Source organism: Collimonas sp. OK242, assembly GCF_900107095.1.
In the GTDB taxonomy this organism is placed as follows: domain Bacteria; phylum Pseudomonadota; class Gammaproteobacteria; order Burkholderiales; family Burkholderiaceae_D; genus Collimonas.
Genome location: NZ_FNOR01000020.1, coordinates 1 through 20,859 on the forward strand (window position 1 = coordinate 1; position 20,859 = coordinate 20,859).

Here is a 20,859-nt window from a genome sequence, read left to right on the forward strand (position 1 = left end):
TGGCGCCGATACGGGCGCAGGCTTGCATCGCGACCACGCCTTCGATCGACATCGGCATGTAGATGACGACCCGGTCGCCCTTCTTGATGCCGAGCGATTTCAGGCCATTGGCGAACTGGCAGACTTTTTTATGTAGTTCCTGATAAGTGACCTTGGTGACATCGCCGCTGTCGGTTTCAAAGATCACCGCGACTTTGTCCGCATTGCCATTGTGCAAATGGACGTCGAGACAATTGTAGGAAACGTTCAGCTTGCCGTCGCCAAACCATTTGTAGAACGGCGCATCGGATTCGTCCAGCACCTTGGTGAAAGGCGTTTGCCATTGCAGGTGTTCACGGGCCAGGCGGCCCCAGAAGCCCTGCTCATCCTGTTCGGCTTCGGCCACCAGAGCGCGATACGCGTCCATGCCGGAAATTGCCGCAGTTTTGGAAAATTCTGCCGGGGCGGGAAAAATGCGGGTTTCCTGACCAAAGGTTTCGATGTTCGCCATGCTGTCTCCTGCTTTTAATAATAATTAACGCCAAGTTGACGTCAAAAATAAACTTTTACACTTACTCAGGCCTTACACAGATTTCTTTTGAAGAATCCCCCGCTAGCGCTACCAGAGCGCCACAGTCGGTTATCATCGCACATTCAGCCCAATTCGACAGCCCATGCAACACACAAAGTCCTACGTTTACCTGGCACTGGCCATGATGCTGGTGGGCGCCAATATCGGTTTCGGTAAAGCAATCATCGCTGTGATGCCGGTGCTAGTGTTCGGCTTGTTGCGGTTTGTGATCGCCGTGGCCGTGATGGCGCCGCAGTTCTTCAAAGCCGCGCCGCGCCTGGCGCGCCATGAATGGCTGACGCTGTTTGGCCAGGCTTTCTTCGGTACGTTTTTATTTACGCTGTGCATGTTGTACGGGGTGCAGCACACCACCGCTACCGCTGCGGGTGTGATTACCAGCACCTTGCCTGCCGCAGTGGCAATCCTGTCGCGCCTGATCCTCAAGGAAGGACTGCAGCCGCGCACGCTGGCCTCGATCCTGCTGGCCATTGCCGGCATTGCCGTACTCAACCTGAGCAAGACTAACGGCGGCGACACCTCGGTGATCGGCAATCTGTTTGTCATGGCTGCTGTGCTGTGCGAAGCCACTTACGTGGTGCTGTCCAAGCGCCTGACGCAAACCCTGTCGCCGCTGCGGATCACCGCTTACAGCCATCTGTTCGGCTTGTTGCTGATGCTGCCGTTCGGCCTTGCCGCCGCCCTGTCTTACGATTTCGGCCAGGTCACGGCCGGCATGTGGATGCTGATCTTCTGGTATGCGCTGGCGGCAAGCGTGATCGCGTTCTGGCTATGGCTGACCGGCACCAAACACGTGCCAGCCAATGTAGCAGGCATCTTCACTGCCTTGATGCCGCTGGCGGCGGCCTTTATCGGCGTGGTGTTTTTGCATGAGAGTTTGAGCTGGGGCCATTTTGCGGCATTGGCGCTGGTGCTGACCGGAATCGCGGTGGCAAGTTGGCCGCAGCCCATGAAAACCGTGCAAGAAGTGTAAAATAGCGACGCCCGATTCCTTCCCGATAATTCCAATGAGCAACATTCAACCTTCTGCGTCCAAACAAACCATCGGCCTCCTGCCGAATCCGGTCTGCACGGGCCGCCGGCTGCATCTGTTGTAATTTCTATCGCGGATTTTTACCGATTTTTTTACCCAATACGTTCACCGAATCCCATTACCGAGAAACGCCATGACCACCCTCACCACAGTCAAGCAAGAAGATCTCATCGAGTCGGTAGCCGCTGCGCTCCAGTACATCAGCTATTACCATCCCGTCGACTATATCCAGCACCTGGCGCGCGCTTACGAGCAGGAGCAAAGTCCTGCGGCGAAAGACGCGATTGCGCAGATCCTGACCAACTCGCGCATGTGCGCCGAAGGCAAGCGGCCGATCTGCCAGGACACCGGCATCGTCAACGTGTTCCTGAAAATCGGCATGGATGTGCGCTTCGAGGGCTTCAAGGGTTCCATCACCGATGCCGTCAACGAAGGCGTGCGCCGCGGTTACCTGAATCCGGACAATATGCTGCGCGCCTCGATCGTGGCCGATCCGCAATTCGAGCGCAAGAACACCAAAGACAACACGCCAGCCGTGGTGCACATGGAACTGGTGCCGGGCAATACGATTGACGTGCAGATCGCGGCTAAAGGCGGCGGTTCGGAAAACAAGACCAAGTTCGCCATGCTGAATCCTTCCGATTCGCTGGTCGACTGGGTCATGAAGACTGTGCCGACCATGGGCGCCGGCTGGTGCCCGCCGGGCATGCTCGGCATCGGTATCGGCGGTACGGCGGAACGGGCGATGCTGATGGCCAAGCAAGTGTTGATGGAAGATATCGACATGTACGACCTGCTCAAGCGCGGCCCGCAAAACAAGACGGAAGAATTGCGTATCGAACTGTTCCAGAAGGTCAATGCGCTGGGCATCGGCGCGCAAGGACTGGGCGGCCTGACCACCGTGCTCGACGTCAAGATCATGATGCATCCGACCCATGCGGCATCGAAGCCGGTAGCGATGATTCCAAACTGCGCGGCGACCCGTCACGGCCACTTCGTGCTCGACGGTTCCGGCCCGGCCTACATGGAGCCGCCATCGTTGTCGGAATGGCCGGAAGTGCATTGGGTGCCGGATACCGAGAAATCGAAACGGGTTGATCTCAACACGCTGACCAAAGAAGAAGTCGCCTCCTGGAAGCCTGGCCAGACCTTGCTGTTGAACGGAAAGATGCTGACCGGCCGCGATGCCGCGCACAAGCGTATCCAGGAGATGCTGGCCAAGGGCGAGAAGCTGCCGGTGGATTTCACCAACCGCGTGATCTATTACGTTGGTCCGGTTGATCCGGTGCGCGATGAAGTGGTTGGCCCGGCCGGCCCGACTACCGCTACCCGCATGGATAAATTCACCGACATGATGCTGGAGCAAACCGGCTTGATTTCGATGATCGGCAAATCGGAACGCGGCCCGGAAGCTATCGAGTCGATCAAGAAGCACAAGTCGGCTTATCTGATGGCGGTGGGCGGCGCGGCTTACCTGGTTTCCAAGGCGATCAAGTCGGCGCAGGTGCTGGGCTTTGCCGACCTTGGCATGGAAGCGATCTACGAGTTCGACGTCAAGGACATGCCGGTAACGGTGGCGGTCGATTCCAACGGTATTTCGGTGCACAACACCGGGCCGAAGGAATGGCAGGAAAAGATCGCGCACGCAGCGCTGTCGAAGATCCCAGTGACCGCCATCTGATTCGACCTGATTGAATTAGCACGATGACCAGTAGCGCTCAAGAAATGCCGATGGCGCAAGTTGCGCCCATCGGCATTTTTGATTCCGGTATCGGCGGCTTGTCGGTGCTGCATCATATCCATCAGCATTTGCCGCACGAAGATCTTTTGTATTTTGCCGATTCGGCTTACGCTCCATATGGCGATAAATCGGAAGCGGAAATTTCCGCGCGCTCGCTGGCGGTAACGGAATTTCTTCTGCACAGCGGCGTCAAGGCGCTGGTGGTTGCTTGCAATACCGCCACCACCGCCGCCATCAAGGCGATACGCAGCGCTTATCCAGACTTGCCGGTGATCGGTATCGAACCCGGGCTCAAGCCGGCCGCCGCGCAAAGCCAGAGCAAGATCGTCGGCGTATTGGCTACCAAAGCCACCCTGCTGAGCGCCCGGTTGCTGGCGCTGCAACAGCAAATCAGCGCGGCCAGCGGCGTGCGCTTTGAGCTGCAAGCCTGCGTCGGCCTGGTCGACCAGATTGAAAAAGGCGAATTGCGCTCCGCCCCAACCGCGCTGCTGCTGCGGCGGTATATCAGTCCGTTGATACAGCAAGGCGCCGATACGCTGGTGCTCGGCTGCACCCACTACCCTTTCGTCCGGCCTCTCATCGAGGAAATCGTTGGCGAGCTGACGGCCCGGCCGGTCGCCATTATCGATACCGGCGCCGCGGTCAGCCGGCAACTGGTGAAGGTCTTGAATGAAAACATGCTACTGCGCACTTGCGCGCGCGAAGGCCAGATGGGCGCTTTCACCAGCGGCAGCCAGTCGGCCCTGACGACCGCATTTTCCAGCTTGCTGCAGCTGCATCCACCGGTGTCGGTGGCGGCCACAATTGCCCAGCCTGCAGGAATTTTATAAAAAACGATGAATTAATTTGCCAAGCGGCGGGCAAGTTTGTATAATTGCCAGCTGCCTTAGTGCTGAATAAGCATGACGGTAATTGCAGTAGTACAGCAATGGTGGCTGTAGCTCAGTTGGTAGAGTCCAGGATTGTGATTCCTGTTGTCGTGGGTTCGAGCCCCATCAGCCACCCCAACTAATTCAATAAAATCAAATAGTTACACAATATTTGAGTTTCGTGTCGTAAAACAGCGACATCCAGGATTTACCCCAAAAGCCCATCCATTCGATGGGCTTTTTGCATTTATGCGCGGTAATCTTGCAACCGTGACTCTCAGGCGCTGCGCTTAACAAAAAACAGCGCCGTTCCCACTCCCATCAACACGCCGCCGAAGAAACGGTTCTGTTTCTTGACTGCGCGCGCATCGCGAAAATAGCCTTGCATGGTCGATGCAGCAAAGGCGTAGCTGTGCATCACCACCAGATCGACTGTACACATGGTCGCGGCAAGCAACAGCAACTGCGGTAGCAATGGACTTTCGCCGCTGATAAATTGCGGCAAGACCGCCACCATGAAAATAATCCCTTTGGGATTGGTAGCGTTGGTCATGAACCCCAGCAGCATGCGCTTGCGCATGGTTGGCGGCGTTGATTGCATGGCCGGCTCAGGCTGCTGGAGCGCGGCGGCGTCTACCTTGGCCCGCCATTGGCTCAAGCCCAGGTAAATCAGGTACAGCGCGCCGACCGTCTTAACTGCCGTAAACATGGTCTCGGAAGCCAGCAAGATCGAGCCCACTCCGGCGCCGGCCACAAAAAGAATCAGCAACAAACCCAGCTGCAAGCCGGCGATGGTGGCGGAAGTTCTCTTGACGCCATACGACAGGCCATGCGACATCGACAACACTGCGCCGGAGCCGGGAGAAATGGCAATCAGCCAACAGGCGGCAAAAAAGGTAAACCAGGTATGGAAATTCATGATCGGGAAATAATGGAAATGGCGAATATTAACTGCGTGAAATTAGCGGCAGAAGGTTAGCAGCGACTATTTGTTATCTGTCTTGAGTCGGGCCCGACAGGATATCACTACCCGCCAATCCTGGCTGCGGAGCAGATTCCGGCGCTCAATTAGAACGATTTGCTGCAGATGGCTATCTCATCAGGGATAGCCATTTTTTTCTTGAGAAATCAGCGCACCGAACGATAAGGCTGGCTGCGCCCGCGCTTGCTTAGAACCAGTTGCCAGAGTTGTCCCTGGCCAGAACGGAAAAACCCGGCCGAGGAGAGTATGAAATATTTCCACATGCGATAGAAACGTTCGTCGTATTTGGCTGACAGCTGCGGCCACGCCCGTTCGAAGTTGTCCCACCATGCCATCAGGGTGAGGTCGTAGTCGCGGCCGAAATTGTGCCAGTCCTCGATCAGGAAGCGCCCTTCCAGCACCTCCGTGATCTCCTTGGCGGACGGCAGATGGCCGTTGGGAAAAATGTACTTGTCGAGCCAGACATCGCGCTTCTTTTCGGTCACGTAGTTGCCGATGGTGTGCAACAGAAACAAGCCCTCTGGCGCCAGCAGCTTTCCCGTGACATCGAAGTAAGCGGCGTAATTTTTTGCACCGACGTGTTCGAACATGCCGACTGAAACAATCTTGTCATATCGCCCGCTGAGCTGTCGATAATCGGTCAGTTCGATTTTTACCGGCAGTCCGGCACAACGTTCTTGCGCGAGTTTTTTCTGCTCTTTCGAAATCGTGATGCCAACCACTTCAACCTGATAATTTTCCGCCGCATAACGCGCCAGGCCGCCCCACCCGCAGCCGATATCCAGCAGGCGTTCGCCCGGTTTCAACTCCAGCTTCCGGCAAATCAATGCCAGTTTATGCTGCTGCGCTTGTTCAAGATTGCCGGCGCGCGCCCAATAAGCGCAGGAATACATCATGCTCGAATCGAGCATACTTTCGAACAGATCGTTGCCGATATCGTAGTGCTGCTCGCCGACCTGGAATGCGCGGCTCCTGGTTTGCAGGTTGAAGAAATTCTGCCGCAGGATTTCCAGGAAAAATTTTATCTTTGCGGGGCCGACAACCGTTTGCTCAAGATCGTGGCTGGTGACCCTGAAGAAGAACTCATCCAGGCTGGCGCAATCCCAGTCGCCATCCATATACGATTCACCGATGCCGAGTTCCCATTTCGAAAACATCTTCTGAAAGAAAATCGGATCGTGGATTTGCATATCCCACGGCTGCTCGCCATTCAACCCGATGCCCGCATGTTCAAACAGCTGCCGGATGATCTTTGGCGCGTTTGCGTTCATGTCGAACGTTGCCGGGATGGTCTTGCCGACTTCCACTTTATCCATGTAGTACTTCCTTCTAAGGTAGCGTTATGGAACAGCTTTTGTATCGATGCAAACGGGGCAGTTATCGAGTCAGTTCAAGTCGATTCAAGTCAGTTGGCGGCCGCAGACGTGTTGAGCTCAGCTTGCGGGACGCCGCAGGAACGCCAGCAACAGACCAAACCCTATCATCAGCGAACCACTGGCGCGGTTGAACCAGCGGAATCGTCCGCCGGTATTGGTGAGTGTCCCTAGCCTGGTGCCGATAGCGGCGTAGATGGCGATCGCTACCAGCTCAAACAACAGGAAAGTTGCTCCCAGCACGATGAAGCTGGTCGTATAGCTCGAACGATCGACGAATTGGGGAAAGAACGCGGTGAAGACGAGGATCGCCTTGGGGTTTCCGGCCGCCACCAGGAATTCTTGCTTGGCTAAGCGACGCAACTTGTCAGCGGGAAGCTCGAGGCGAGTTTTAACATGATCAGCATTGTCGGTGGATCCCGACAGCGCGATCGGCGCAGAACGGAACAATTTTATGCCCAGCCATACCAGGTAAGCGGCGCCAGCATATTTCAATATCGTGAACAGCGTTTCCGACGCAATCAGCAGCGCCCCCAGGCCAAAGCCGGAGATGGCGATCATGACCGCAAAGGCCAGCAATCGCCCGCATGCCGCGAGAATGGAATAACGCATGCCATCGCGCGCGCCGTTGGACAAGGACAGCACGTTATTCGGACCGAAAGCCATGTTTATGGCGAAGCAGGCTGGCACGAAAAGCCAGTAATTTTGAAATGACATGGCAAGTATCTCTGTTTAAAATTTCAACTGACGTACTCAGTAATTCAAGCCTGTTCCCGAACGGGTCTGCCGTAAATATACGCGTGAATCCTGCGATTGGCACATCGTTCTTTACAAACAGCGACCACGCCTGTCAACCACACTTATCTCATGTCGAGCGGAGTACTCCGAAGCGGCGGCGCAAATGCCTGGTCAAGCTCCGCCAGATCCTGTGCCGTGAGCAGAATATCCAGCGAAGCGCGATTCTCGCGGACGTGCGCCGGATCGACCGCCTTCGGAATCGCTATGACATGCTCCTGCCGCAGCAGCCATGCCAAAGCTATCTGAGCCGGGCTGGCGTCATGGCGTCTGGCGATCTCTTTCAGATGCGGATTGTTCAGCAGCCGCCGCTGCTCGTTCGCGGCAGACTCGAGCGGCGAGTACGCCATCACAGGCATGGCGTGCTCGCGGCACCAGGGCAGCAAGTCCCATTCAGCGCCTCGCCGCATCAGGTTGTATAGCAGCTGGTTGGCCGCGACCTGGTCGCCGCCAGGCAATGCGCTCGCTTCCAGCATATCGTTTCTGTCGAAATTGCTGACACCGAAATCGCGTATTTTTCCTGCCTTCTTGAGCGACTCGAACGCCTCAAGCGTTTCCGCCAGCGGAACCGAACCGCGCCAGTGCAACAGGTAGAGATCGAGATAATCGCTGCCGAGCCGCCGCAAGCTGCGCTCGCAGGCGAGCAGCATTGCGCGGCGATCAGCGTTATGCGGATAGACCTTGCTGACCAGGAATACCTCGGCACGCCGCCCCTGGATTGCCTTGCCCACGACTTCTTCGGCGCCGCCGTCGGCATACATCTCCGCCGTATCGATCAGGGTCATGCCGAGATCCATGCCCAGTCGCAGCGCATCAATCTCTCGCTTTTTATGAACCGGGTCCTCCCCCATGTACCAGGTTCCCTGTCCCAATATTGGTATCGCGTTGCCCGAAGGTAAAAGTAAAGTTTTCATGATCGGCTCACTCTGAAGGAAAAAGAAACGTTCACCTTGGCTGTAAAACCGAGAGAATCAGGTCGACCTGCTGTTCCGTGACGCGCGGGCCATCCAAGGTGGAGTATCCAACCCAGGCCCAATACGCCCAGTGCCCGAGCGTCGTCGCCTGGTCTTTTTTCCAGCCGGCGTCACGTAATAATTTATCCAGATAGTCGATCCGCCTTTGATCCACCCGCGCTTGTATTGCGCAGGCATGCTGGTTGTTCAAAGACCAGGAGCGTATGGCCCTGGCCAGCGTAAAATCCGCCGCCACGGAACCGATGAACCATTTGCGCAGTTTGCTGGCGGCGTCGCCGCCCATCCCTTCGACACACGCAATCGCATCCTGCGTGTGACCTTGCGCCCATTCCTCCAGCAAGGCGGATTGGTATTCCTCCAGGTTTTTAAAATGCCAATAGAAGCTGCCTTTGGTGACGCCCAGCCGCTGGGCAATCGCCGTGATGCGCAAGCCGTCCGGGCCGTCGCTGGCGAGCGCTGACAAGCCGGCCTCCAGCCAGCTTGTGCGGTTTTTTTTCTGATCCATTGCATCACCATACCCAAAGGTATTGACAAATGCAATGGCAGCTGTGACCATCGCCATACTCAAAGGTATGGAAGATTGCCGTTGCGATGATTCCATCGATTCATTGATTTATCCGATACGACAAAAGAATTGCTGCGAAAGGATTATCGCAATGCTTCAAGCCATCGCCCCCGATATCTGGCACGCACAGCACGCTTTTGTCGCCGCCGGCCTGCGCGTCTCTTCTCGCATGACGGTGGTACGCCTTCAACATTCCGGACTATGGCTGCACTCGCCGGTGCCCCTGACGCCTGCGATCCGCTCGCAGCTTGCGGCATTGGGCGAAGTGCAGTTTATCGTTGCGCCGAGCAAGACCCATCATCTGTTCGTCGGCGAATATCTTGATGCGTTTCCGCAAGCCAGGTTATACGGAGCTCCCGGACTGCTTGCCAAGCGGCTGGATCTGCAAGGCTTGCGGGAGCTGACGCCAGAAGTCGAGCCTGAATGGAGAGCGGATCTTGAGCAGGTCTTTTTCGCGGGCATCCCGCTCGGCAATGAAACCGTCTGGTTTCACAAAACCTCGCGCACACTGATCGTCACAGATTTATGCCAGTGGTGGCGCGGCGATTTGTCGTTGGGAGAAAAAGTGTACGCAAGCCTGAGCGGCGTGCGTGCGCAACTGGCGGTGCCGCGCACGATTCGCCTGCTGGTCAAAGACCGTCAGGCGGCGCGGGCCAGCGCCCGTAAAATCCTGGAATGGCCGTTCGAACGCGTAGTGGTTGCGCACGACACCATCATCGAACAAGGCGCACACGAAGCGGTGGAAAAAGCTTTCGCTTACTTTGACAGATAATCCTTTGCTCAGGATTTAGTTCCGTTCGGCAATATTTTCGCAGGCGCGCTAAAATCCTCCAATTATTTTATTGTCCATAATCCAACCGTTGGAGCCTGATTCATGCTGCGTTCTGCCGTACTGTCTGCCTTGCTAACCCTCTCCTCCATTACTCCCTTCGCCAACGCCGCCGATCCGCTGCTCGGCACGATCGCTGAGCGTTCCGGCTTTCAGAAAACAGGGCGCTATGAAGAAGTCATCGCTCTTTGCGCCGCCTTCCAGAAAGCCTATCCAAAGGAAGTGCGTTGCACCGAATTTGGCCGCACCCCGGAAGGCCGGCCGATGCTCGCCCTGGTTGTCTCGCGCAGCGGCGCCTTGAGTGCTGATGCTGCGCATCAGCGCGGTTTGCCGGTGCTGCTTATACAAGGCGGCATCCACGCCGGTGAGATCGACGGCAAGGATGCCGGTTTCCTGGCCTTGCGCGAAGCCTTGCAAGACACTTCCGCAAACAATGCGCTCAGCAAGCAGGTGCTGATCTTCGTACCGGTATTCAATATCGACGGCCACGAGCGTTTTGGGCGCTGGAATCGTCCTAATCAGCGCGGCCCGGAGGAAATGGGCTGGCGCACTACCGGTCAGAATTTCAACCTGAATCGCGATTACGCCAAAGCCGACTCGCCGGAAATGCAGGCCATGCTGCAGTTGGTCAATCGCTGGGATCCGCTGGCCTATATCGACCTGCATGTCACCGATGGCGCCAAGTTCGAGCATGACGTATCGATCCAGGTCGAGCCGGTGCATGCCAGCGACCTGGCTTTGCGCAAGGATGGCGAGGCATTGCGCGACAATGTGATCAGCGACCTGGCCAGGCAGGGTTCGCTGCCGCAGCCTTTCTATCTCTCGTTCAGTATTGACGACGATCCTAGTTCTGGCTTTGTCGACGATGTCTCGCCGCCGCGTTTTTCCACCGGCTACTTCCATCTGCGCAACCGCTTCGGGATGTTGGTCGAAACGCACTCCTGGAAGGATTATCCGACCCGCGTGCGCATCACGCACAACGCCATTGTCTCGGTCATGGCGCAAATCGCCGCGCATGGCAATGCATGGCTGAAGACTGCGCACCAGGCTGACCTGCGTGCAGCCCAACTGGGCGGCCAGGCGGTTGCGCTGAGCTACAAGGCGAGCGAGAAAACCCGTCCGGTGGCGTTTCGCGGTTATGAATATACCCGCACGCCATCGGATATTTCAGGCGCCCTGATGACGCATTACGACGAGAGCAAGCCGCAAATCTGGAACGTGACGGTGCGCGATGACCTGCAACCTGAACTCAGCGTCAATGCGCCGCAGGCCGGTTATCTGGTGCCTGCCGCACATGCTGCATGGGTCGCGCAAAAGCTGCAGCAGCACGGGATTGCTTTCCGCGTGCTGCCGGCAGCATTGCAGCAGGCCCGGCTTGAAACTTTCCGTGTAGTCAAAACCAATTTTGATCCGCAGTCGATAGAAAGCCACCAGCGTCTGAAGCTGGAGGGCGCATGGCATGGCGAAACGCGCGACCTCGGAGCCGGCGCGCTGTTTGTGCCGATAGTACAAGCCAAGGCACGGCTGGTGATGGCTTTGCTGGAGCCGCAAGCACCAGACTCGCTGGCGGCGTGGGGGCGTTTCAACAATGCCTTCGAGAAGAAGGAATATATGGAGGCGTATGTGGCGGAGGACGTCGCGCGCGAACAACTGGCGGCGGATCCGGCGCTGGCGGCCGAGTTCAAGCAGAAACTGGCTGACGATCCGGCATTTGCCAATGATCCGGCGACACGGCTGGAGTTTTTCGCGCGCCGCCATTCTTCCTGGGACGAGCGCTTTAACTTGTATCCGGTGATGCGAACCGCGGTCGCACCGGGATAACTAAGGCATCCGGCGCTAAGGGATCCGGCGTGCCGAGTATAGCTTGTTTCTGAATTTATTTCTGAATTTACTTCTGTGCTTCGCCGATTTTTTTCGACAAATAAAAGCGTAAGGCAAAAGCAGCGATAACGGCGAGTAAGGGCAGGGTTTGAATGATGTTCATGGGCAGGGCTCCGAATTAATTAACTGTGTTGATGCGTTGCAGCATATAAAAACGGAGCACTTATTGCCAATTCTTATTTCTGATTCCTTATATATGATTCATGAATATCACTGGGATTATCGAATCAGCCCCCAATCAGCCAGAATCCGTTCCAGAATATAAAAAGCCCGCTATCTTTAACGATGCGGGCTTTCCCTGTCTCCTCACCTCTAGAGAGATGGACTCTTTTTTGCGTGAAGCGATACTGAGCTAAAAAACTTTAACCGTCATCATGCACCGCAACATAGCGTTGTTTTGCACCAACATGGAAAGATAGCGCTTGTAAGCTTATGCGTTTTTCGCGTAACGATTGCGATATTCATCGCTGTTATGCATTTCGCATCACCTTCCCTGCCGGATGAAATCTACCGCCTTCTCGGCAATCATGATAGCTGGCGCGTTGGTATTGCCGCCGATTAGCGTCGGCATGATCGATGCGTCCACCACCCGCAAACCCCGGATGCCATGGACCTTCAAGGTCGGATCGACAACAGCGGCCTGGTCGACGCCCATCTTGCAAGTGCCGACCGGGTGGTAAACCGTATCGACATAATTCTTCAACGCCGAGCGTATCTGTTCATCAGACTGCACATCTGCGGTGCGTATGTCACGCGTGCTGTAGCTGGCCAGCGCCGGTGCATCCAGCAATTTGCGCGTCATCTTGAACGCATCCACCATGTCTTCCAGATCTTGCGGATGATCCAGGAACTTGGGATCGATCAGCGGCGCATCCTGCGGATTGGTATTGCGTAGGCGGACCTCGCCTTTGCTCTGCGGCCTCAGCAGACAAACGTGGCAGGAAAAGCCGTGGCCGAGATGCAGTTTTCGGGCATGGTTTTCAACGCAGGCCATGACGAAATGCAATTGCAGATTGGGCGCCGGCAAATCCGGCCGGGTTTTCAAAAAACCGCCGCATTCGGCAAAATTACTGGTGAGCATGCCACGCCGCTCGTGACGGAAGCGCCGCAGCTCCTTGAGCATGCGGACCGATCCGCTGGCCGAGATGCCGAAGGTATCCAGGCTGTCGGATTTATGGCAAAACACGAAATCGGGATGGTCTTGCAGATTCTTGCCGACGCCTGGCAAATGATGTTGCACCTGGATACCTAGCTTGCGCAGCTCGGTGCCGTCGCCAATGCCCGACAACATCAGCAGTTGCGGCGACTGGAAAGCGCCGGCGGCGAGGATCACCTCACGCCTGGCACGCAGCACCCGCAACTTGCCGTCCTGCCGGACTTCCACGCCGGTTACGCGTCCCTGCTCGATGATCAGGCGCTCGGCATAGGCGCCGGTTTGCACGCACAGATTGCTGCGTTGACCCATGTGCGGCATCAGGTAAGCGCGCGCAGCACTCCAGCGTTCGCCATTTTTCTGGGTAACCTGGTAAACACCCAATCCCTCCTGATGTTCGGCGTTGAAATCTTCGCTGAGCGGATAACCGGCCTGGCGTGCGGCTTCCAGGTAATGCAGATGAAGAGGATTGTCGGTGCGCAGATCGCTGACCCATAAAGGGCCGTCCTGACCATGCCAGGCATTGGAAAACCGTTCGTTGTGCTCTGACTTTTTAAAGTAGGGCAACACGTCGTCGAAGGACCAGCCGTTGTTGCCGAGCTCGGCCCAATGATCGTAATCGGAGCGATGGCCGCGAGTATAGACCATGGCGTTGATCGCCGACGATCCGCCCAGTGTCTTGCCGCGCGGCTGGTAGCCGCGGCGGCCGTTGAGTCCGGCCTGCGGCACGGTTTCGAAAGCCCAGTTGTTGAGCCGGGTCGGCACCATGGCAAGTGCGCCAACCGGCATCTTTACAGCCCAGCTATCGCCGCTGCCGCCCGCCTCCAGCAAACAGACCGACAGCTCCGGATCTTCTGTCAGGCGGCCCGCCATCACGCTGCCGGCCGACCCGCCGCCCACCACCACAAAGTCAAACTCATCGTTCACTATGCGTCTCCCGCCCTGGTTGTATTTATGCGTTGCAGATAGACTAGCCTGCCAGGCAACAAATTTAACAGTTACGGGATGATCACGCCATGTGGCGTATTAGAGCATTTGTTTCAATTACGCAAAATATTCAGCCGATTGCGCAAACGATGCGACCGACGCGCCAGATTCAATGCGCTTTCGACATGACTACCAGCCATTTGCGAAATAGCAATATTTCCAAATGTCCGGCCTGGATGCCGGCATTGCATTCGACCACGGGATTGCTTCTGTAGAGGCGCTTGTAGAAATCGCGGCAGATGAACAATTCACGCTTGCCGAAACGCATCAGGATTGAGGAAGGGGTAGACTCCATACCAAAGCGGGAGCCGGAGGTAATATCCAAGTTCGTCATGGCAGCAATTCCAATCTCGTTGAAGGGAAGTCCACTGTACCATAACTACTGTATATGCATACAGTAAAATGCGATGTGTCTGTTTTTAGTCACGCCGCAAGCCGGCCATCGGCACAACTTGCGGGCACATGATTTACCGGTTCAACGCCGGCTCGACTCAACGACGCCAGCCGCGATCATAGTCATGGTAACGATCATGCCAGCCGCGTCCGCGCCAGTAAGCCCGACCATAATAGCCTGGTGGATAATAACCTGGGGCGCCATACACCACGACCGGCGGCGGCTGCACATACACAGGCGGCGGTGCGTAATAGACCGGCGGCGGGTTGTAATAAACCGGTGGCGGCGGGTAATACGCAGGCACACCGATATTCACCGACCAGTGTGCTCCAGCGAATGCCGGAGTTGCCGAAAACACGCCGACGGCAAGCAATCCAAGCAGGGCAACGCGCATGGTTTTTTTCATGGCAGTTCTCGATGGCTTTGAGTTAAACATGACTATATTTAACCCAATTTTTGAACGCCCCGCCATACACAAGTGGTAAGGCCTGTAACAACATGTATCACAGCAGCTGCATTGTGGTTTTTTTCGTACATGTGAACATGAATGTGAACGTGAAATTAGTCGATGGCCAGGTCCTGGCGCTTGTATCTTGCGATTCTGATCAGCGCCTGCGCAATCAGGAAAAGCCCCGCCAATAACATGACAGCATTGGCCATCACCCGAGGGTAACCCAGCACCGTGACATTCAGAAAGGGATAGGGATAAAACCCCGAAAGGCTGCCACGTACCATCGCCATCACGAAATAGGCCAGCGGGTAGATCAGCCATAAAAGACCGTCTTTTGCCTGTATGCCATGCTTTACTGCAAACAACAGCCAGTACCAGGCAAACAGCAAGGGAACGACGGTATGCATGCCTTCGTCCGCAATGCGATGCAAGCCGGTGAACGGCGCATGATTGCGCAGCAAGAGGTTGTAGCCCAGGCCGACAAAGATGATATACAGGGCCAGTGCGGCCAGCACTCCGGGCCGCGAGAAAAAGCGGCCAGGCGCAGAGTCCGGCATGAGCAACAGCAATGTGCAGCAAACCGCCAGCAGGATATTGGTCAGGATCGTCAAGAAGCCGAACAGGCGCCAGACTGCCTCGCCGTAAGTCATGCCCTTGGCCACCAAGGCAGGAATTGAAATGGAAAATTGCGCGGCAATGGAAAACCATGCGATCAGCGCGATCAGCAGTAGCAGCAATTGCGGTGCGATAGTTTTTTTCATAGACAATTTCCGAGGTATTGGGGTACTACACTAAGGCGTGTTTCAGGGAACAATACCTTGATCGACGCTCAACATGCGTTCCACGTAGCGTGCGATCAGATCGACCTCCAGATTGACTTGCTTGCCAACCTGCAGATGCTTTAAGGCGGTCACTTCAATTGTGTGGGGAATCAGGTTGATCGAAAACAGGCAACCGTCGGCCACGTCGTCGACCCGGTTCACCGTCAGCGAAACGCCGTTGACCACGACCGAACCTTTATAGGCAAAGTATTTGGCGAGATCGCGCGCAGCCTTGATCACCAATTCCCAGGATTCGCCCACCGGCTCGAATTTCTGCACCAGCCCGAGGCCGTCGACATGGCCGGATACCAGATGGCCGCCCAGGCGGTCGGCCAGGGTCAGCGCCTTTTCCAGATTGACTTCGCCGCTGGCGTCGAGGCCGACGGTGCGATTCAGGCTTTCGCGCGAAACGTCGACTTCAAAGCTGTCGGCGGTCTTTTCGACCACGGTCATGCAGGCGCCGTTCAAGGAAATCGAATCGCCAAGCGCGACGTCAGCCAGCGACAAGGCACCGGCATCGATCTTCAGCCTGACGCCATCCTCTGCGCTGGAACCGAGTGGTTTAACGGATGTAATTTTGCCGACGGCAGCGACGATACCAGTGAACATGATAGTGATATGGAAATTAATGGAATCGTGCAAGGATACGCAAATCCTCGCCAATCTGCTTGATTTGATGAAATTTCAGGGTCAGCTTATCCTGCAGATTCTCCAGCGCAGGCAGGCTGAACATGCCGCGGCCGTCGCCCAGGATGGCCGGCGCCAGATAGACCAGCAATTCGTCGACGCAATGTTCCCTGATCAGCGAAGCATTCAGCTTGGACCCGGCTTCGACATGCAGCTCATTGATCTGGCGCTTGCCGAGTTCGAGTATGACTTGCGGCAAATCGACCTTGCCGCCGGCGTTCGGCAGCACCACTACCTCTGCCCCCTGCTGCTCCAGCAACGCCTGTTTTTCGGCATCGGCGGTGGCGCAGAAAATCAGGTTGCCGCCACCGACCAGGATTTTTGCATCCGGGCTGATGCTTAATTTGCTGTCGACGATGACGCGCAACGGCTGCCGCGCCAGCTGTACGGTACGCACCGTCAGTTGCGGATTGTCTTCCTTCACCGTGCCGATGCCGGTCAGGATGGCGCCGGCGCGGGCGCGCCACATATGGCCGTCGTCGCGCGCCGCCTGCGAGGTGATCCACTGGCTCTGGCCGTTATGCAGCGCAGTCTTGCCGTCCAGGCTGGCGGCTACTTTCAGCCTTACCCAGGGTTTGCCAGTTTGCATGCGCGTAAAAAATCCGATATTCAGTTCGCGCGCCTGTGCCGCCAGAACGCCCGATTCGACCGCTATCCCCGCCGCTTGCAAACGCGCCCTGCCCTGCCCTGCCACCAGCGGATTGGGATCGTCCACGGCCGCTACCACCTTGGCCACCCCGGCCCGCACCAAGGCATCGGCGCAGGGCGGCGTGCGGCCGAAATGGCTGCACGGCTCCAGCGTGACGTAGACGGTGGCGCCGCGCACATCATGGCCTTTGGCGGCGGCGTCCAGCAGCGCCTGGATCTCGGCATGGTTGCCGCCCGGCGGCTGAGTATATCCGCTGCCGATAATCTGGCCGTCCTTGACGATCACGCAGCCGACGGCGGGATTAGGCGCACTCGACAGCTGGCCGTGTTCGGCGAGCTGCAAGGCTTGCGACATCAACAATTCAGCCTGGGTCATGGGTTACGCCTGGAAGTAAGCCTGAAATTCATGTGGGAGCCATCGGAAAGAAGATATGCGGTGATTGTACAAAATATGCCGGAGCCGCCGTTAATTAAAATGCGATGCCGGCCATACCCGGATTTCAAGGCGGCGGGACCAGGCTGGCAGCCGCGCTATTGCGCAAAGTAACAACCCGCTTGAATACGGCGCGCAACTTGCGGTCACTCGCCAGCCTGGCGCTGCCGCTGCAATCGACATAACGCTGCGGCTCGATGGCGAGGCTGCGTTCGCCGAACAGCAACAAACACAGGTGGACGCTGACGACTCGGCCCCAGTTCTGGTGCTGGTCGTCGGATAAGGCCGCCACCTGCGTTGCATTCAAGAGCTGGTTCACGCTGACGTCGCCGACCGCCGCTACGCCGTACATCAGTTGCATATCTTCGACATTATTGAGGATCGGCTGCGCACTGTTGTTGCTATTGCCATTGCCCTGGCAATACAGGGAATTGGCGCCGCCGCCTGCACGTGCAGCAACAAAAAAAAGATTTCGCGCAATGCGGACATAGGGCGCCCGCAGGTGTGCTGGATGGCCGGGCGGCACTGCGCTCAAGCCAATCCCCGCACCATTGCAGTCGACACCGGCGCCGCTGGCCGGATCGACATGGTCGTCCAGCCGGTAACTGACTTCAAAACCCGCCATCCCGGGATTTGCGCTGCACGAGAAATCTTTTCCCGGAGCCTGCGGTTTGACGAAACCATGCTCACAGCCGCGCAAACCTTGGGCCGGCGTGCCGTCGGCAAGGATAAAATCGGTGACAGCCGTGGCACCCGCAGCACCCGCCGACAAACTGGCACTGACCAGATTGCCATAACCCGCTTGCCGCAAATCCCTTTCCATCAAGCCCATGGCGTAGTTGCCATCCTGATACAGACGCCTCTTGTCCTCGCTCACACGAAAACTGGCGCTGCTGCCAAGATAAAGCGTTGTACTCGCCAACAGCACACCGGAAGCAATCGCCATTGCCACCAGCAGCTCCACCAGCGAAAGACCGCTCCGAAATGGCGCTTGCGGCGCTCGCTTTTTGCCGATGGCAACAGTGATCAACATTCGCCGCCATCCAGCTTGATGCTGACGCGCCCGGAACTGGCGATGCACACCGCGCGCGCAAACTCGTCGTTGTGGCTGAACACCACTTTAGTGAAACTGCTGCTGGCGTTGCCAGTGCCGTTATAGGTAATCGGCCGCTTGCCGGCGTTGACTCGGGTATTGTCATCCAGCGCGCCTTGCCGCAGCAATATTTTGCGGCTATCGCCGACCATCACCAGCCAACCGGCGCCCCAGTCGCCGGCAGCGTGTTTACCGGTGGCCGCCGTGCTGCATACGGCGTCGGCAGAGTCGGCATCGATACTGCGGCAGATCAACACTGCGCGGCCGCGCTGGATTGCTTCACTGCGCGCCAAGGTGAGTGCGGCGATGAATTGGCTGGTTTCCGCAGACAGCCGGTTCTGGATCACAAACGTCCGCATGGATGGCAAAGCCAGGCTTAACAGGATGCACATGATCGCCAGCGTTACCATGGCCTCGATCAGGGTCATGCCTGAATCTCGCGCAAACACGCGCATGGTCGAGCGCAGCAAGCGCATAGGCGGCTCCGGTTATTGTCTTTGTGATATTTTCAATAACCATTCTCGCAAAAAAATAGCGCCGATCAGAGCGGCGCTAGCTTTTTTAGGAATTTACTTTCTACTTCCTACGAGTTGGCGGCCCGGAGAACTCTTCAATCATGTTCTGGAACTCGGCAACGTCTTCAAAGCTCTTGTAGACCGAGGCGAAACGGATATACGCAATCTTGTCCAGGCGCTTCAATTCGCGCATGACGAGTTCGCCGACATGGCCTGAGAGCACCTCTCGCTCGCCGCTGGACAGCAGTTTTTCCTTAATGCGCTGCAATGCCTCATCCAGGGCCTCGACCGATACCGGGCGCTTGCGCAAGGCCAGCATCAGGCTGGCGCGCAATTTGAGCGGATCGAAATCAGTACGGCTGCCGTTTTTCTTGACGATCACCGGCATCGCCAGCTCGATCCGTTCAAAGGTGGTGAAACGTTTGTCGCATTGCATGCAACGGCGCCGGCGGCGAATCGCATCGCCCTCTTCCGACACGCGGGTGTCGAGCACCTGGGTTTCTTCATGCTGGCAGAATGGACATTTCATGATGGCAGTAATCCGAAAGTTATTGCGGCGGGCAGTGTCGGCAGTTCCATCTCTACATTATTCCTTTTTGGGGCCGCGCGTCTATGCGTCTATCCCATGCGAAGCAGAGCACCACTAATGGAGCACGGGCCCGTGCAGAGTTTAAGCTGCGCCGGGCCCATGGCTTTATTCAATCACCGACGAGCTCTGCAGCGCATCGGCAATCAGTGCATCAAGCTGCATACACCGGGAAAGCGTCAGTCAGTTTCTTGACTTCAGCCTTGACCCGTTCGATGGTCGCTGCGTCTTGCGGGTTGTCGAGCACGTCGGCGATCAGGTTGCCGACCTTGGTTGCTTCCGCTTCCTTGAAACCGCGGGTGGTGAACGCCGGACTGCCGACACGGATGCCGGAAGTGACGAATGGCTTTTCCGGATCGTTAGGAATAGCGTTCTTGTTGCAGGTCATGTGCGCTGCGCCGAGAATCGCTTCGGCTTCCTTGCCGGTGATCTTCTTGGCGCGCAGGTCGACCAGCATCACGTGCGATTCGGTGCGGCCGGAAACGATGCGCAAGCCACGTGCGATCAGTGCTTTCGCCAGGGCGTCGGCATTCTTTACAACCTGTTGCTGATAAGCCTTGAATTCAGGCGTCAGCGCTTCCTTGAACGCTACCGCCTTACCAGCGATGACGTGCATCAGCGGGCCGCCTTGGATGCCGGGGAAAATCGCCGAATTGATGGCTTTCTCGAACTCGGCCTTCATCAGGATGATGCCGCCGCGCGGGCCGCGCAGGGATTTATGGGTAGTCGAAGTCACGAAATCGGCATGCGGCACCGGATTCGGATATTCGCCAGCCGCGATCAGGCCGGCGTAGTGCGCCATGTCGACCATGAAGTACGCACCGACCGCTTTAGCCACTTTAGACATGCGCTCGAAGTCGATGCGCAAGGCGTAGGCCGAGGCGCCGGCGATGATCAGCTTCGGCTTCTTTTCGTGCGCCAGGCGTTCAAACGCTTCGTAGTCGATTTCTTCTTTTTCGTTCAGACCGTAGGAGACCACGTTGAACCACTTGCCGGACATGTTCAATGCCATGCCGTGCGTCAGGTGGCCGCCTTCCGCCAGCGACATGCCCATGATGGTGTCGCCTGGCTTGAGCATGGCGAAGAACACGCCCTGGTTGGCTTGCGAACCGGAGTTCGGCTGCACGTTGGCGGCTTCGGCGCCGAACAATTCTTTCACGCGGTCGATCGCCAGTTGCTCGACGATGTCGACGAATTCGCAACCGCCGTAGTAACGCTTGCCTGGATAACCTTCAGCGTACTTGTTGGTCAGCTGCGTGCCTTGCGCTTCCATCACGGCCGGCGAAGTGTAGTTTTCCGAGGCGATCAGCTCGATATGCTCTTGCTGGCGATGGTTTTCTTTCTGGATGGCGCTCCACAATTCTGGATCGACATTGGCGATAGTGTGGTTTTTTTCGAACATGTGATACTCCAATCGATAAGGTTGAGCCTAAATCGAATGAGGGCCAGAATAAGGGGAAATGCGGCAGCCTCAGTCGTAC

General features: G+C 56.8%; 21 protein-coding genes and 1 tRNA gene. 6 read left to right on the top strand and 16 right to left on the bottom strand.

Annotation, left to right across the window (positions count from 1 at the left end; translation table 11 throughout):
- Positions 1-490, bottom strand: a 490-nt coding sequence (locus BLV81_RS19725; RefSeq protein WP_143036389.1) for an acetyl-coenzyme A synthetase N-terminal domain-containing protein, incomplete at its 3' end; no start/stop codon positions are given.
- A gap of 163 nt (positions 491-653) precedes the next feature.
- Here BLV81_RS19725 and BLV81_RS19730 point away from each other — a divergent pair.
- From BLV81_RS19730 to BLV81_RS19745, 4 genes are all read left to right on the top strand, one after another.
- Complete coding sequence (locus BLV81_RS19730) at positions 654-1,541, top strand: DMT family transporter (RefSeq protein ID WP_092359438.1); 888 nt, start codon at positions 654-656, stop codon at positions 1,539-1,541.
- A 193-nt stretch (positions 1,542-1,734) separates the two neighbouring features.
- A complete protein-coding gene (locus BLV81_RS19735) occupies positions 1,735-3,282 on the top strand; it encodes a fumarate hydratase (protein WP_092359440.1) in 1,548 nt (515 codons plus the stop codon).
- Between the two features lie 23 nt (positions 3,283-3,305).
- Positions 3,306-4,172 (top strand): glutamate racemase, encoded by an 867-nt coding sequence (gene murI, locus BLV81_RS19740; protein ID WP_255365377.1) that lies wholly within the window; start codon positions 3,306-3,308, stop codon positions 4,170-4,172.
- A 101-nt stretch (positions 4,173-4,273) separates the two neighbouring features.
- A tRNA-His gene (locus BLV81_RS19745) sits at positions 4,274-4,349 on the top strand.
- A 139-nt stretch (positions 4,350-4,488) separates the two neighbouring features.
- Here BLV81_RS19745 and BLV81_RS19750 read toward each other — a convergent pair.
- The 5 genes from BLV81_RS19750 to BLV81_RS19770 all read right to left on the bottom strand — a co-directional run bounded on the left by BLV81_RS19750 (position 4,489) and on the right by BLV81_RS19770 (position 8,840).
- Positions 4,489-5,130 carry a LysE family translocator gene (locus tag BLV81_RS19750; protein WP_092359441.1) on the bottom strand — a complete coding sequence of 214 codons (642 nt, stop codon included), beginning with the start codon at positions 5,128-5,130 and terminating at the stop codon, positions 4,489-4,491.
- Positions 5,131-5,339: 209 nt separating this feature from the next.
- A complete protein-coding gene (cfa, locus tag BLV81_RS19755) occupies positions 5,340-6,509 on the bottom strand; it encodes a cyclopropane fatty acyl phospholipid synthase (protein WP_092359443.1) in 1,170 nt (389 codons plus the stop codon).
- 117 nt (positions 6,510-6,626) lie between these two features.
- Positions 6,627-7,283 (bottom strand): LysE family translocator, encoded by a 657-nt coding sequence (locus BLV81_RS19760; RefSeq protein ID WP_092359445.1) that lies wholly within the window; start codon positions 7,281-7,283, stop codon positions 6,627-6,629.
- Between the two features lie 143 nt (positions 7,284-7,426).
- Positions 7,427-8,275, bottom strand: coding sequence for an aldo/keto reductase (locus tag BLV81_RS19765; protein WP_092359447.1), 849 nt, complete (start codon positions 8,273-8,275; stop codon positions 7,427-7,429).
- A gap of 31 nt (positions 8,276-8,306) precedes the next feature.
- Positions 8,307-8,840: a TetR/AcrR family transcriptional regulator gene (locus BLV81_RS19770; protein ID WP_176992910.1), complete on the bottom strand. Its 534-nt coding sequence runs from the start codon at positions 8,838-8,840 to the stop codon at positions 8,307-8,309.
- A gap of 151 nt (positions 8,841-8,991) precedes the next feature.
- On the opposite strand from BLV81_RS19770, the gene BLV81_RS19775 reads away from it, so the two are divergent.
- Both BLV81_RS19775 and BLV81_RS19780 read left to right on the top strand, forming a co-directional pair.
- Positions 8,992-9,672 carry a DUF4336 domain-containing protein gene (locus tag BLV81_RS19775; protein WP_255365378.1) on the top strand — a complete coding sequence of 227 codons (681 nt, stop codon included), beginning with the start codon at positions 8,992-8,994 and terminating at the stop codon, positions 9,670-9,672.
- 102 nt (positions 9,673-9,774) lie between these two features.
- Positions 9,775-11,550: a M14 family metallopeptidase gene (locus BLV81_RS19780; RefSeq protein ID WP_092359453.1), complete on the top strand. Its 1,776-nt coding sequence runs from the start codon at positions 9,775-9,777 to the stop codon at positions 11,548-11,550.
- 544 nt (positions 11,551-12,094) lie between these two features.
- On the opposite strand, the gene BLV81_RS19785 is transcribed toward BLV81_RS19780, so the two are convergent.
- From BLV81_RS19785 to glyA, 10 genes are all read right to left on the bottom strand, one after another.
- Positions 12,095-13,690 carry a GMC family oxidoreductase gene (locus BLV81_RS19785; protein ID WP_092359456.1) on the bottom strand — a complete coding sequence of 532 codons (1,596 nt, stop codon included), beginning with the start codon at positions 13,688-13,690 and terminating at the stop codon, positions 12,095-12,097.
- 169 nt (positions 13,691-13,859) lie between these two features.
- On the bottom strand, positions 13,860-14,084 hold the full coding sequence (locus BLV81_RS19790) for a hypothetical protein (protein WP_038492120.1): 225 nt from the start codon (positions 14,082-14,084) through the stop codon (positions 13,860-13,862).
- A 157-nt stretch (positions 14,085-14,241) separates the two neighbouring features.
- Positions 14,242-14,550, bottom strand: coding sequence for a hypothetical protein (locus BLV81_RS19795; RefSeq protein ID WP_092359458.1), 309 nt, complete (start codon positions 14,548-14,550; stop codon positions 14,242-14,244).
- 155 nt (positions 14,551-14,705) lie between these two features.
- Positions 14,706-15,356, bottom strand: a complete 651-nt coding sequence (locus BLV81_RS19800) for a Pr6Pr family membrane protein (protein WP_092359459.1) — start codon at positions 15,354-15,356, stop codon at positions 14,706-14,708.
- 42 nt (positions 15,357-15,398) lie between these two features.
- Positions 15,399-16,025, bottom strand: a complete 627-nt coding sequence (locus BLV81_RS19805; RefSeq protein ID WP_092359605.1) for a riboflavin synthase — start codon at positions 16,023-16,025, stop codon at positions 15,399-15,401.
- Between the two features lie 16 nt (positions 16,026-16,041).
- A complete protein-coding gene (ribD, locus tag BLV81_RS19810; RefSeq protein ID WP_092359461.1) occupies positions 16,042-17,127 on the bottom strand; it encodes a bifunctional diaminohydroxyphosphoribosylaminopyrimidine deaminase/5-amino-6-(5-phosphoribosylamino)uracil reductase RibD in 1,086 nt (361 codons plus the stop codon).
- Between the two features lie 124 nt (positions 17,128-17,251).
- A complete protein-coding gene (locus BLV81_RS19815) occupies positions 17,252-18,217 on the bottom strand; it encodes a PilW family protein (RefSeq protein WP_092359462.1) in 966 nt (321 codons plus the stop codon).
- Complete coding sequence (locus BLV81_RS19820) at positions 18,211-18,753, bottom strand: GspH/FimT family pseudopilin (RefSeq protein ID WP_092359464.1); 543 nt, start codon at positions 18,751-18,753, stop codon at positions 18,211-18,213. The genes BLV81_RS19815 and BLV81_RS19820 overlap by 7 nt, the downstream gene beginning before the upstream one ends.
- Positions 18,754-18,853: 100 nt before the next feature.
- Positions 18,854-19,321, bottom strand: coding sequence for a transcriptional regulator NrdR (nrdR, locus tag BLV81_RS19825; protein WP_092359467.1), 468 nt, complete (start codon positions 19,319-19,321; stop codon positions 18,854-18,856).
- Between the two features lie 211 nt (positions 19,322-19,532).
- A complete protein-coding gene (gene glyA, locus BLV81_RS19830) occupies positions 19,533-20,780 on the bottom strand; it encodes a serine hydroxymethyltransferase (RefSeq protein ID WP_092359469.1) in 1,248 nt (415 codons plus the stop codon).
- Positions 20,781-20,859 lie beyond the last annotated feature (79 nt).